Annotated in this window: 13 protein-coding genes; 8 read left to right on the forward strand and 5 right to left on the reverse strand. The window is 71.5% G+C overall.

Features of this window, described 5'->3' with window-relative positions:
- The first annotated feature begins 53 nt into the window (after nt 1–53).
- The gene (locus tag ACWC2B_RS32885) at nt 54–1,679 is read left to right on the forward strand and encodes a hypothetical protein (protein ID WP_450723096.1); all 1,626 of its coding nucleotides are present in this window, start codon (nt 54–56) and stop codon (nt 1,677–1,679) included.
- 34 nt (nt 1,680–1,713) lie between these two features.
- On the opposite strand, the gene ACWC2B_RS32890 is transcribed toward ACWC2B_RS32885, so the two are convergent.
- Nucleotides 1,714–2,853, reverse strand: a complete 1,140-nt coding sequence (locus tag ACWC2B_RS32890) for an ABC transporter substrate-binding protein (RefSeq protein WP_450723098.1) — start codon at nt 2,851–2,853, stop codon at nt 1,714–1,716.
- Here ACWC2B_RS32890 and ACWC2B_RS32895 point away from each other — a divergent pair.
- The 3 genes from ACWC2B_RS32895 to purU all read left to right on the forward strand — a co-directional run bounded on the left by ACWC2B_RS32895 (nt 2,852) and on the right by purU (nt 4,603).
- Complete coding sequence (locus ACWC2B_RS32895; protein ID WP_450723100.1) at nt 2,852–3,067, forward strand: hypothetical protein; 216 nt, start codon at nt 2,852–2,854, stop codon at nt 3,065–3,067. The two genes, ACWC2B_RS32890 and ACWC2B_RS32895, sit on opposite strands and share 2 nt — an antisense overlap.
- A 181-nt stretch (nt 3,068–3,248) precedes the next feature.
- Nucleotides 3,249–3,695 (forward strand): SCO4402 family protein, encoded by a 447-nt coding sequence (locus ACWC2B_RS32900; protein WP_450723148.1) that lies wholly within the window; start codon nt 3,249–3,251, stop codon nt 3,693–3,695.
- A 56-nt stretch (nt 3,696–3,751) separates the two neighbouring features.
- Entirely contained in the window at nt 3,752–4,603 is an 852-nt protein-coding gene (purU, locus tag ACWC2B_RS32905; protein ID WP_450723102.1) for a formyltetrahydrofolate deformylase, read from the forward strand.
- 58 nt (nt 4,604–4,661) lie between these two features.
- On the opposite strand, the gene ACWC2B_RS32910 is transcribed toward purU, so the two are convergent.
- Both ACWC2B_RS32910 and ACWC2B_RS32915 read right to left on the reverse strand, forming a co-directional pair.
- Nucleotides 4,662–6,083: a zf-HC2 domain-containing protein gene (locus ACWC2B_RS32910; protein WP_450723150.1), complete on the reverse strand. Its 1,422-nt coding sequence runs from the start codon at nt 6,081–6,083 to the stop codon at nt 4,662–4,664.
- Between the two features lie 8 nt (nt 6,084–6,091).
- The gene (locus ACWC2B_RS32915; protein WP_450723103.1) at nt 6,092–6,673 is read right to left on the reverse strand and encodes a sigma-70 family RNA polymerase sigma factor; all 582 of its coding nucleotides are present in this window, start codon (nt 6,671–6,673) and stop codon (nt 6,092–6,094) included.
- Between the two features lie 207 nt (nt 6,674–6,880).
- Between ACWC2B_RS32915 and ACWC2B_RS32920 the strand changes: the two genes are divergently transcribed.
- On the forward strand, nt 6,881–7,255 hold the full coding sequence (locus ACWC2B_RS32920; protein ID WP_438293236.1) for an STAS domain-containing protein: 375 nt from the start codon (nt 6,881–6,883) through the stop codon (nt 7,253–7,255).
- A 158-nt stretch (nt 7,256–7,413) separates the two neighbouring features.
- Entirely contained in the window at nt 7,414–7,944 is a 531-nt protein-coding gene (locus tag ACWC2B_RS32925; protein ID WP_450723106.1) for an EF-hand domain-containing protein, read from the forward strand.
- A gap of 58 nt (nt 7,945–8,002) precedes the next feature.
- Here the strand turns inward: ACWC2B_RS32925 and ACWC2B_RS32930 are convergent, their stop codons facing one another.
- A complete protein-coding gene (locus ACWC2B_RS32930; RefSeq protein ID WP_450723108.1) occupies nt 8,003–8,947 on the reverse strand; it encodes a phosphatidylinositol-specific phospholipase C in 945 nt (314 codons plus the stop codon).
- A gap of 36 nt (nt 8,948–8,983) precedes the next feature.
- Entirely contained in the window at nt 8,984–10,519 is a 1,536-nt protein-coding gene (locus ACWC2B_RS32935) for a class I adenylate-forming enzyme family protein (protein WP_450723110.1), read from the reverse strand.
- Between the two features lie 131 nt (nt 10,520–10,650).
- Here ACWC2B_RS32935 and ACWC2B_RS32940 point away from each other — a divergent pair, with 131 nt between their 5' ends.
- Entirely contained in the window at nt 10,651–11,814 is a 1,164-nt protein-coding gene (locus ACWC2B_RS32940) for an acyl-CoA dehydrogenase family protein (protein WP_450723112.1), read from the forward strand.
- Nucleotides 11,814–12,674 (forward strand): acyl-CoA dehydrogenase family protein, encoded by an 861-nt coding sequence (locus ACWC2B_RS32945; protein WP_450723114.1) that lies wholly within the window; start codon nt 11,814–11,816, stop codon nt 12,672–12,674. The genes ACWC2B_RS32940 and ACWC2B_RS32945 overlap by 1 nt, the downstream gene beginning before the upstream one ends.
- Nucleotides 12,675–13,032: the final 358 nt, after the last annotated feature.

Consider the following 13,032-nt stretch of genomic DNA (forward strand, 5'->3'; position numbering starts at 1 on the left):
GGGACCCGGTAGCGTGAACCGACGATTCCGTAGGTCCACGTACAGGAGTTCCGGTGACGCAGAGCCGACAGGGTGACGAGCCGCAGCTTCCGGCTGTACGGCCCGCACACGAGGGTGTCGTGCTGCCCGCCGACGGAAGCGGCCCCCGTGCCGGGGAGCCGCTGCCGGCGCCTCCTGGAGCCCAGCCCTGGGATCAGCCCTGGGGCCCACAGGGCCAGGCCTCCCAGCCTCCGCCCGTCGCGCAGCCGCAGGGACCGGCGACCTTCGGGCAGCCCCTGCCGCCCGAGAACGGCGGCGGGGACGCGGAGGCGACCCAGTACATCGCGCCGATGCCGGGCGGGCCGGGGCACTCGGGCGGTCCGGGCAACTCGGGCAATTCGGCCACTTCGGGGACTTCGGGCGGCGAGGCCACGCAGTTCCTGGCGCCGGTGCCGGCCGGGAACGGGGACTCCGAGGCCACGCAGTACATAGGCCCGATGACGGGGGGCCCGGGCAACTCCGGCAGTGAGGCGACGCAGTACATCGCGCCGGTGTCGGGCGGTCCGGGGACTTCGGGCAGTGAGGCCACCCAGTACATAGCCCCCGTGGCGGCTGGTCCGGGGAACTCCGGCAGTGAAGCCACCCAGTACCTGGCCCCGGTGCCGGGCGGGGCGGGGGCGCTGCCGCCCGAGCACGGCGGTGAGTCGAGCGGGTTCCCTGGGAGCCAGGCCCCCGGCGCCGACCCGACCCAGGTGCTGCCGCCCGTACCGCCGGCCCCGCGGGACGCCCCGTACGGGATACGTCCGGGGGCGCCGGGTGACCGGCAGCCCCCCGCCGAGTTCGACAGCCTCTTCCGGGCCGACGGCCCGCCCCAACAGGGCGACGGGACCGCGCAGTTGCCCCGCTTCCAGCCCTCCGTACCGCTGAACCGGCCCCCGCAGCAGGCGCCCTACCAGCCGCCGCAGGCCCCGGCGCCGCAGTTCCAGCCGCAGCCGCAGTTCGCGGCCCAGCCCCCGTACCAGGAGCCCGCGGGCCAGCAGTCCGGGTACGAGCCGGAGGCGCCCCGACGCAAGGCGCCGCTCGGTCTCATCGCCGCCGTGGTCGTCGGCTGCGCCGCCATCGGGCTCGGCGCGGGCGCGCTCCTGAGCGGCGGCGGGGACGACAAGAAGGACGACAAGCAGCCCGCGGGCGTCGGTGCGCCCGCCACCGGCGACGGCGGCGCCAAGGCCGGCGACGACCCCGCCAAGGCGCAGGCCGAGGCGCTCGACAAGCTGCTCGCCGACAGCGGCAGCAGCCGGGACGCGGTGATCGGCGCGGTCGCAGACATCCGCAAGTGCGACAAGCTCGACCAGGCGTCCGCCTCGCTGCGCTCCGCCGCGAAGCAGCGCGGCGACCTGGTGACCCGCTTGGGCCAGCTCTCCGTCGACAAGCTGCCCAACCACGACCAGCTCTCCGCCGCGCTCACCAAGGCCTGGCAGTCCTCGGCGGCCGCGGACAACTCCTACGCGGCCTGGTCGGATGCGATCGCCGGGGACAAGGGGAAGAGCTGCAAGGGCGGGCATGCGAAGCGGACGAAGGACGCGGGTCAGGGCGACCGGGCCAGTGGGGAGGCGACCAAGTCGAAGCAGGAGGCCGCGGGGCTTTGGAATGCCATTGCCACTAAGTGGAACTTGACCAAGCGGGGGGCGACCCAGCTTTAGGCGCCGCTGGGGATGCCGGGCAGCACATCGACGCTCAGCCGTTCGCGGCCGAGTTCTCCAGAGTGGGGCTCACGTCCGTGAAACCCTTCCTCAGGGAGACCAGGCGGCCCTCCCGTACCACCTGGAACGTGACCTGGCGGTTCACGATCCGGGGGAAGTCCGGGGCCGCCAGCATGTCTTCGAAGCGCCAGCGCAGGTCGGGGGTGAGGCCTCCGGTGTTCACGCTGACGCCCTTGTTGAGCGCGCGCACCACGTCCACCGCGCGGACCGAGTCCTGGTCGAGGGACTCGACGATCTTCTTCAGTACGGTGTACGCGATCCAGGTGGTCTGCACCCCGGCGTCCGCCGCGTCGATCGCGTCGTCCCCGAAGGCCTGTTCGCGGATGACCTTCTTCATCGAGTCCCAGCGCGGGTCGTCGGCCTCCGGGTACCAGCCGGTGACGTACGCGCCCTCGAAGGGGCCGTCCTTGCCGCCGGTGCGGTCGAGGAGCGGCTGGCCGATCGAGCCTATGACGGACGCCACCCGCACCTTCTGGTCGTCGCTCTCCACTCGGCGGAAGGAGTCGAAGAACGTTTCCGTGCGGTCGCCGAGCACGGCCGTCACGCAGCCCTTCTTCGCCTTCTGCTCGGCCGCCTTCCTGCCGATCCGGCCCGCAAGCGCGGGATCCGCCCCGGCCTGCGTGAGGGCGCGCTGGGCCTCGGCGGTGTAGTCGCTGGCGTCCTCGGTCGTACGGATGTCGGTGACGGGCTTGCGGTGTGCGGCGAGCAGTCCGGCGTTGAGCAGGGTCGGCAGGACGTCGCCGGAGATGGTGTCGGGGCGCACCAGGGAGACCTGTTCGCAGTCGGGGGCCAGCTGCTGGCCGCTGCCCGCGATGAGGGCGGCCTGGCCGCCGTTGACGGGGTAGGACAGCGCGCTGGTGAACTCCTGGTCGGAGATGCCGTATCCGCCGAGGTAGGGGATGCCGGCCACTTCCAGCGGGGGCATGAAGGCGCCGCCGTACTGGCTGTACGAGCCGACGACGGCGACCGCCTTCTCCTTCACCGCGCGGCGTGCGCAGTCCGAGGCGCCGGCCGCGGTGTTGTGCTCGTTGCAGGTGATGACGTTCAGCTCGTGGCCGTCGATGCCGCCGTTGGCGTTGACCCAGCGGGCGAAGGCCTTCGCCATGGCGGGCATGCCGGGAGTGTTGGTGGCGGAGGTGCCGTCGGGCGCCCAGGTCATGACGGTGACGGGCTCCCTGGAGCCCCCCGCGACTCCAGGGAGTACACCGCAGCCGGTCAACAGGCCCGCGCCCACCGCCGAGCACGCGGCGAACACGGTGGCCGTCGTGCTGATCGAACTGATCGAGCGGCGGGGCCTGGTCGAGCCCCGAGGACGCTGCCATCCGTAACCGGTCATGTGCCCACACACTTCCGCCCCACGGGTAACGGCAAAGTGAGCATGCTTCAACGCAGGGTGACGCGCAGGTGAATTGCGGGGGCCCGTCGGGCGGCGGTCGCGGGGAACGTACGATCGAAAACGTGCAGCAAGGTTCAGCAAGCCCTTCCCGTCGCGGCCGTCGCTCCTCCACCATGGGCGGCATGCCGCTGAATGACATGCCGTGGTGGCGCTGGCGTACGAACGTACGGTCCGCGCTGCACATGCTCTCCGACCCCGTCTTCCATGAGGAGACCTGGCTGGCCGGGCGCGAAGGGTTCGGGGACGTCACCGACGCCGTGTACCGGCTGGTCGAGGACACCTGGCTGGACAACTGGTCCGCCGAGAAGTACGTCGGCACGATCTTCCGGGACTCGGGCGAGGCGGCGCTCGTCGACCTCGCCGTCCTGCGGGTGCTGCGCATCATGCACCAGGTCGGCGCCGACGCACCCGTCTCCGCCTACCTCGCCCACCATGCCTGGCCCGAGGCCGTGCGGGCGGCGCGCGAGGCGCATGTGCGGCTCGCGCAGAACGACGGCGAGGACCCCGACGCGCCGCCGCGCTCCCTCGAAGTCCTGAGGATCCTGACCCGCTCGGCCTGAGGTCCGGATTCTGGGCGGTGAGCGGCGGGGGTGCCCGGTTGTGGCATCCTGCCTGGATGACTGACCAGTATGTCCTCACGCTCTCCTGTCCGGACAAACAGGGCATCGTGCATGCCGTGTCGAGCTATCTGTTCATCACCGGCTGCAACATCGAGGACAGTCAGCAGTTCGGAGACCGCGACACGGGTCTCTTCTTCATGCGGGTCCACTTCTCGGCCGAGGCCCCGGTGACCGTCGACAAGCTGCGCGCCAGCTTCGCGGCCGTCGGCGACTCCTTCCAGATGGACTGGCAGATCCACCGCCCCGAGGAGCGGATGCGGATCATCCTCATGGTGTCGAAGTTCGGGCACTGCCTGAACGACCTGCTGTTCCGCTCCCAGTCCGGCGCGCTGCCGGTGGAGATCGCGGCGGTCGTCTCCAACCACACCGACTTCGCCGAGCTCGTCGCCTCCTACGACGTGCCCTTCCACCACATCCCGGTCACCAAGGACACCAAGGCCGAGGCCGAGGCGCGCCTGGTGGAGCTGGTGCGCGAGGAGCGGGTCGAACTGGTCGTGCTCGCCCGGTACATGCAGGTGCTCTCCGACGACCTGTGCAAGCAGCTCAGCGGGCGGATCATCAACATCCACCACTCGTTCCTGCCGAGCTTCAAGGGCGCCAAGCCCTACCACCAGGCGCACGCGCGCGGTGTGAAGCTGATCGGCGCGACCGCCCATTACGTGACGGCCGACCTCGACGAGGGGCCGATCATCGAGCAGGAGGTGGAGCGCGTCGGACACGAGGTCACTCCGGCCCAGCTCGTCGCGATCGGCCGGGACGTCGAGTGCCAGGCGCTGGCGCGGGCCGTCAAGTGGCACGCAGAGCACCGCATTCTGCTCAACGGGCGCCGTACGGTCGTGTTCGCGTAACCCGCGTGACCCGTACCCGGGTAGCCCCGAGCCCCTGAGGCCCCGAGCCCCTCAGGGTTCAGAGCCGGCTCAGGGAGGCGGCCGCGTACAGGACGTCTCTGATGGCCTCGCGGTCGCCGAGCTGGCCGACTGCCGCGTCCTGCGGCGGCACATGGCCCGCGGCCAGTTTGCAGAACTCCACGCCGTCCAGGGCCACATGGGCCACCTCGTGCTCGGGCGAGGCTGTGGCGGCCGGGGAGTCGAGCGGGATGTGCCAGTCGCCGCCGCCCACGCCCTCGATCTCAAGGCGCAGCGAACGGCCCGGCGAGCCCGCCGTGACCAGGCCGCGCGCGGGCGCCGCGAGGCCCGCCCGGCGGCGGTCGGCCAGGGTGGCGGGCAGGACGCGGGCCGCCAAGTCGATCATGCGGTGCAGGTGCGCCCCGGACGGCGGGTCGTACGGATAGTCCACGGCCTCCGCGATGTCACCCGCGTGGATCCAGCACTCGAAGGCCCGGTCGAGCATCGCGTCCTGCAACGGGAGCGCGAACTCCCCGTAGGGCACGGCGAGTTCGGCCACTCCGCGCCCCGCGAACGACACCGTGCGGATCAGCGTGTGGGACTGCTCGCGCCAGGGCTCGCGGACCGTGCGGGTCAGCGGGTACTGCCCCGAACGCCACAACGCCTCGGTGCGCGCGGTCGGCCCGGCGGCCGCGGCCTCGGGGTCGAGCGGCACCGGTTCGTCAAGGCCGAGCGCGGTCGCGACCAGGGCGTCGACGGCCATCAGGTGCCCGATGACGCCCGCGACCGTCGTCCGGCGGGTGACCCGCCGCTCCTGCTCGAACCACTTCAGCCGCACCGGAGCGTGCCATTCGGCGTCCCCGAAGTCGTTGAGCAGCGCGTCGAGCCGGGCGGTCTCCGCGTCGTACGGGGCCGCCCACGCGGGCACCGGGATGCGGGCCGGGCGCCGGCCGAGGCAGTTCTCCAGGACGCGGGCGCGCAGCATCGGGTCCAGGTCGAGGCTGCGCTCGGCATGCAGCAGGCCCACCGCGTCCCGCAGCCGCAGCGCCTCGTCGGCACAGGGCGCGCACTCGGTGAGGTGCGCCTCGACGGCCTCGGTCTCCTCGGCGGAGCACGCGGCGAGCGCCCACGCGCCGAGCAGCGACTTCAGCACGGTGTGCGAGGGCGGTCCGGTGGCGGAGGCTTCGCGCACCGTGGCCTCCGGCCCCCGTACGGCTTGCGGCTCGGGCTCGGGTCGGGCTTGGGGCTCAGGCTCTCGTACGGCTTCAGGCTCGGGCTCCGGAGCGGAGGGAGGCTCCGGGTGCGGGGCCTCGTCCTTCGAAGCGGGCGGCTCCGGTGGGGGGAAACGGTTTCCCTCGCGCGGCCCGGGCACGAACGTGCCGGATCCGGCACGCTCGCCGCCGGTCAGGTCGTCGCCCGCCGCCCGCGGTGACGGTATGCGCGGCGTGTTCTCGTCGTCGGGCGTGGGCTCGCCCTGCTCCATCGGCCCGGTCACAGCGCCCGTCCGTATCCGGGCGGTGCGGCTCCTTCCGGCGGCCGGGTGGTGGCCGAGGAGAGCAGTTGCAGGCCGAGCCGCAGGCGCCGGCGCGCCTCGTCCTCGGTGATGCTGAGGTCGGCGGCGGCCTGGCGGTAGTCGCGGCGCTGGAAGTAGGCGAGCTCCAGGGCGGCGCGCAGCGGGGCGGGCATCGACGTCACGATGTAGTCGGCGCGGGCCGCGGCCGAGGCCCGCCGCACCTTCAGCTCCAGCTCCTCGGTCGAGCACCCGCCGTTCTCCGCGTACGTGGACGCCTCGGCCTGGCGCAGGCGCTGCACGGCCTGGCGCTGGGTGAGCTTGGCGACCCAGGACCGCATGGAGCCCAGCTTGGGGTCGTAGGCGTCCGGGTTCTCCCACACGTAGCCGAAGACCTCGCGGGTGATCTGGTCGGCCGCGTCGTCGTCGCTGAGGACCCGGTGGGCGAGGCTGTGCACCAGGGAAGCGAAGCGGTCGTACAGCTCGCCGAGGGCCGCCGCCTCGCCGCGCGCGAGGCGCTGCTGCATCCGGCGGTCCCACCGAGGTGGTGCGTCCTTCGGCATAGGCTCCCCAACCCTGTCGTCCCCGTGTGCCCCTGTGCGCCCGTCCCTGTCTATCTACGAATGTAATGCGACGTGCTGACAATGCACGGAGGTTTGCACCAAGTACGCCCCCGCAAAGGGACTCGGTGGTAATGGCGTGTTTCGCGGGAGCGGGTCGGGGCAGCCGGGCAAGGAGGGGGCACGGCAGCACAGAGAGGGGCCGGCGGCGTGGCGCTGAGAGTGGACGAGGCCGAGCAGGGCACGTGGACGGTGCTGCGGGTGAGCGGCGAGCTGGATCTGGTCACCTCGCCGAGACTGCGCAGGCAGGTGCACGAAGCGGTCGCCGAGGGCCGCCGCGATCTGGTCCTGGACCTGTCCGGGGTGCAATTCTGCGATTCCAGCGGCGTGGGCGTGCTGATAGCGGCCCGCCGTCTGATGCGCTCCTGTCAGGGCCGGCTGCGGCTGATCCTGCCCGCGCGCGGCGCCCTGGACGGCAGCCATGTGAACAAGGTGCTCGCCGCGCTCGGGGTGCGCCGCCTCTTCGAGGTGTACGGGGATGTGGGTTCGGCCGCCGACGACCTGGCCGAGCCGCTCTCCGCGTAATCCGCGCAAGAGGGCTGCGTGAACGTCTGCGTGAAGGAGCCTCCATAAGGCCGTCCTCGTAAAGCCGACCTCGTAAAGACGTGTCCGTGAACACGCCCCCTGAGGTACTCCTCCGCGTAACCCCCTCGCCCGGGCGCCGTGAGTCGTACGCTCCGGACATGGACAGTATGAACAGTCCCGAGAGTGTGGAGTACGAGCGCAGGGTGGCCGCCCGTTTCGCCTCCTTCGACCAGGACGGCAACGGCTGGATCGATCGCGAGGACTTCTCGACGGCGGCGGCGGCGCTGCTCTCCGAGTTCGACACGACCGCCCGCTGCGACAAGGGGCAGGCGCTGTACGGCGGCGCGGAGGCGCTGTGGCAGGGCCTGGCCGGGATCGCGGACGTGGACGGCGACCAGCGGGTGACCCGGCAGGAGTTCGTGGGCGGCGCGCTCAAACGGCTGCGGGACCGCACGACCGGGTTCACCGAGATCGCCCGGCCCTTCCTGCACGCCGCGTTCGCGGTGGCCGACACGGCCGGTGCCGGCACGGTGTCCGTGCCCGACGCCGAGCGCGCGCTGCGGGCCCTCGGCGTCTCGCCCGGGGTCGCGGCGGACGTGGCCGTGACCCTGGATGTGGACGCCGACGGCCGCATCACCGAACCGGACGCGGTGGCCGCGTTCACCACCTACTTCACGACGCTGCCGTAGGCCGCTGCCCAAGGACGGTGCCGTAACGGGAGGACCGTGACGGGAGGACCGCGAAGGCTCAGTGCCAGTTCCAGTCGATCAGCGTGCGCAGGGTGTCCGAGTGGAAGTCGGGGAAGTCCATCGGGACGACGCCCAGGTGGGTCTGCTGGCTCAGGCGCGCGGTCAGATAGCTCTGCACACCGGGCATGATCGCGTCCGCGTTGACCTTGGGCCAGCCGCCGCCCGCGTAGCTCGTGAAGTTGATGTAGAGCTGGGCGGAGTCCTGGTCGTTGTACGCGTTGTCGAACTGCTGGGTCACCTTGGCGGTCTTCTTCGACGGCCAGGACAGGCCCTGGTAGACGTCCTGGAGCTTGATGTACTGGTTGGACAGGAACCCGTTGTCGCCGCCCGGCCATTGGAGCACCGGCCAGTCGTTGTCGAACTGGGCGAGCAGCACGATCCTTCCGCGCGCCTCGCCGAGCGCAGGCACCCGGTCGGTGATCAGGAACCGGGACCGCCAGCCCTTCTGGTCGAGGTAGACGTTGAGGACGTTCTTGAAGTTGGCCCCGACGTCGTTGTTGGTCCCGTTCTCCTTCTTGAGCCGCATCAGGAGGACTTCGCCGGGGTGGCTGTCGAGGAAGGCCGCGCTCTGGGTGAGCACGTCGCCGAACGTCATGCCCTGGTAGAAGGCGCCGTGGTAGATCCCGAACGCGTCGTCTCGATGGCCTTCGAGCCCGTTGGCCCGGATGTCGAAGAATCGGATGCCCTCCTGCAACTGCTGGGTCAGCCCCCAGTTCTGGGTGTGCGACCACTCGGTGCCGTTGCTCGGGTTGGTGCAGCAGGAGTCGTGGGTGCCCGGGATCGTCATGCGCAGCAGGGACCGGCTGTCGGGCAGCGCCGCCATCCAGTTGGCGGGGTCGGCGCTCGTACGCGGCCGCGCGGCGGCGCGCGCGGTGCCCGGCAGCAGCGCGGTGGCGGAGACGGCGGCGGCGCCGAGTATGAGGTGTCTGCGGGTGAGTTCCATCAGTCCGTCCTTGTGGGGAGTGGCGGGGCGCTGGGCTCATGCCCCTGTGAAGCGCTCCCGCAACTTGTATTTCAGTACCTTCCGCAGTGTCTCGTTCCTCGGCAGCGCGTCCACCACCTCAAGCCGCTCGGGCAACTTGTGCACCGAAAGCCCTTGTTCGCGCAGATACGAGGTCAGGCTCGACAGGCTCAACTCCCTTGCTCCCGGCGGCTGTTCTATGACGGCGCACACCAACTCGCCCCGCTCGGGGTCCGGCAGGCCGACCACGGCGGCGTCGCCCACCGCCGGGTGGGTGTGGAGCAGGTCCTCGATCTCCTTCGCGGAGATGTTCTCGCCCTTGCGGATGATGATGTCCTTGATCCGCCCGGTGAGGACGAGGTGCCCCGACTCCTTCAGGTGCCCCACGTCACCGGTGATGAGGAAGCCGTCCGCATCGAAGACCGCCTTCGACTGGGCCGGGTCGAGATAGCCCCGGCACACCGCCTCGCCGCGCAGCCGTACTTCGCCGTCGACACCGGGCGGCACCGGCTCGCCCGCCTCGTCGGTGATGCGGATCTCCATGCCGGGCGGGGGGCGGCCCTCGGTGGTGGCCAGGTTCTCGGCGGTGTCGTCCGGGGCGCCCATCGTGATCATCGGGACTTCGGTCATGCCGTACCCGTGGGTGAGCCGCACGCCCATCTCCCGTACGACCGCGTGATAGACCTCGGGCGGTTTCGGCGCGCCGCCGCCTGCGAGCAGACGCAGGGTGGGGATGAGCTTCTCGCCGGGCTGTTTGCGCTGCTCGGTCAGGAACATCGAGTAGAAGGCGGTCGAGCCGCCGGCCACCGTCACGCCGTGGCGCCGGTACTCGTCAAGGGCGTCCGGCAGCGCGAAGTGCTCGAACATCACGGCGGGGAAGCCGTAGAGCAGCAGCATCACCGTGTAGTCGGGCCCGCCTATGTGGGCGAACGGGAAGGCCATCGAGCCCACGTCGTCCGCCGACAGGTGCAGCGCGTGCGCGAGGCAGGAGCCGCCCGCGATCAGCGAACGGTCGGTGTGCAGCACGCCCTTGGGGTCGGAGGTGGTGCCGGAGGTCCAGTAGATCCAGCGTACGGACGTGCCGTCGGCCGGTGGGGGCGGGAGCAACTCCGGGTCGCCGTCCGGTAGTCGGTCGTACGCCTCGAAGATTCCGCGCGCTCCGAGCCGCCGGGCCATCGCGGTGTGGTCGAAGCCGCGCCACACCCCCGGCACCGCGAAGAACTCCGCCTTCGACTCGCGCAGCGCGAAGCCCACCTCGCGGTCCCGGTAGAACGGGATCACGGGGGACTGGACCGCGCCGAGCCGGGCCAGCGCGAACGACAGGACCGCCGTCTCGATCCGGGTCGGCAGCTGCCAGGCGACCACGCTGCCCGGCCGCACCCCCATGCCGTACAGGCCCGCCGCCACCCGCTCGCAGCGCTCGCGCAGGGCTCCGAAGGTCAGTGTGCGGTCGCCCTGGAGCAGGACCGGGAGGTTCGGGGTGAGCTCGGCGCGGCGCTCGATCAGCTCCCAGAGCGTGCCCGAGGAGCCCAGTGCGTGTGCGGTGGATGTCATGCCGAACCCCCGAACTGACGGCCTGTCAGATACGCCGGAGAGCGTAGGCCCCCGCTCCTTGCTGGTCCAGAGGTGCGGGGCTAGCCTGGGATCTGACGGATCATCAGATATGCGTCAGTGGGAGAGCGCGCATGGACCTGACGTACACCGAGGAGGAAGAGGCCTTCCGGGCCGGGCTCCGGGAATGGCTGGTGGTCTCGCTGCCCAAACTGCCCTCCAGACCGGACCCGCTGGATTGGTCCGCGAGACGCGCGTACGACACCGCCTGGCAGCGGATGCTGTACGACGCCGGGTACGCGGGGCTTCACTGGCCCGAGGCGGCCGGGGGCCGGGGCGCCACGCCCACGCAGCACCTCATCTACCTGGAGGAGACCGAGAAGGCGGGCGCGCCCTACGTGGGCGCGAACTTCGTCGGGCTGCTGCACGCGGGCCCCACCATCGCCGCCGAGGGCACCCCGGAACAGCGGGCGCGCTGGCTGCCGCCGGTGCTGCGCGGCGACGAGATCTGGTGCCAGGGCTTCAGCGAACCGGATGCGGGCTCCGACCTCGCCTCGCTCCGCACGAAGGCGGTCCGCGACGGCGACGACTACGTGGTGACCGGCTCGAAGATCTGGACCTCGCACGCCGAAGTGGCCGACTGGTGCGAGCTGTTGGTGCGCACGGAGCCCATGGGTGAGGCCGTGCCCAAACACCGGGGCATCACCTGGCTGGCCATGCCGATGGACGCGCCCGGCGTCACGGTCCGCCCCTTGCGCACCCTCGCGGGGTCGGCCGAGTTCGCCGAGGTGTTCCTCGACGAGGTGCGGGTGCCGGTCGCCAACCGGGTGGGCGCGGAGAACGACGGCTGGCGGGTCACGATGGTGACCCTGTCCTTCGAGCGCGGCACCGCCTTCGTGGGGGAAGTGGTGGCCTGCCGCCGGACGCTGGCGGAGCTGGCGGCGGCGGCGAAGGAGAACGGCAGCTGGGACGACAGCGGCATCAGGCGTCAACTCGGGTTGCTGAACGCCGAGTTCACGGCCCTGTGGCGGCTGACCCAGTGGAACGTGAGCGAGTCGCAGCGCGTCGGCGGGGTCCCAGGCGTCGGCGGCTCGGTCTTCAAGCTCCGCTACTCGCACGCCCGCCAGGAGCTGTACGACACAGCGGCCCGCGTCCTCGGCCCGGACTCGCTGGACCTCGACCGCGAATGGACGCTGGACCGCCTGTCGTCCCTCTCGTACACCATCGCCGCCGGTACGTCGCAGATCCAGCGGAACATCGTCGCCGAGCGCATCCTCGGCCTGCCCAAGGGACGCTGATGGATTTCCAACCGACCGAGGACCAGGAGGCGTTGCGGGCGGGCATGCGCGAGCTGCTCGAAGCCCGGTTCGACCGGGACGCGCTGCGGGCGGCGGTGGACCGGCCGGGGCTCGACCGGTCGTTGTGGCGCGCGCTCGGCGACGCGGGGTTCTTCGCGCTGCGGCTGCCCGAGAACGAGGGCGGGGTCGGGCTCGGGCTCCCCGAGGCGGTGCTCGTGTTCGAGGAGGCCGGGCGGGCGCTGCTTCCGGGCCCGCTGGTGGCGACCCACCTGGCGGCCGGGACGGTGGAGGGCGCGGCGACCGGGGAGTCGGTGGTGACCCGGGTCGACGGAGGGCTCGTGGCCTGGCTCGACGAGGCCGACCAGGTGCTCGGAGACGCCTCGGACGCGGCCCCCATCCGCTCCCTCGACCCGCTGACCCCGCTGCACCGGACGCGCGGAACCCGTACGGCCACCGTCGTCGAAGCAGTCCTGTTGAGCGCGGCCGAACAGCTCGGCAGCGCGGCCCGCAGCACCGAACTCGCGGTCCAACACGCCCGGCAGCGCGAGCAGTTCGGGCAGCCGATCGGGGCGTTCCAGGCCGTGAAACACCTCTGCGCCGACATGCTCGTACGCACGGAAGTGGCGCGAGCGGCGGTGTACGCGGCGGCCGTGACGGCGGACCCGTACGAGATCGCCGGGGCCAAACTGCTCGCCGACGAGGCGGCCGTGCGGGGTGCGCGGGACTGTCTCCAGGTGCACGGCGGGATGGGGTTCACCTGGGAGGCAGATGTGCATCTGCACCTCAAGCGGGCCTGGGTGCGGGCCGGGCAGTGGCAGTCGGCGGACTGGGCGGCCGAGACGCTGGCCTCGGCGCTGTAGACGGCAGCGGGACACGACCGGGCGGCACGGCGAGTGGTCACGGTGCGTTGACGGCCGGCGGCCCGGCGCACTCGCCCCGAACCGGAGTCGGGGGCGCTCTCCGGTACCCTCCGTGGGATGCGAGTGGTGGTGTGGCGCGGCTCTCCCGGTGTTGCCAGTGCGGCGGCTCCGGGCCCGGGACCGCACGCCACCCGTGCCGCACGGAGGCGCCGTACGCGCCCCCGTTCGGTTTCCCTCAAGGCGAGCCGCACAGTATGCACCACACATACTCCTTCGCGCTGGAATATGCCCGAAGCGCTTGTTGCGGTGACTGAACGTCAACCATGCTGTCTGTCATGGGAATCACGTTCCGTGACCC

This window comes from Streptomyces sp. NPDC001415 (assembly GCF_053597395.1).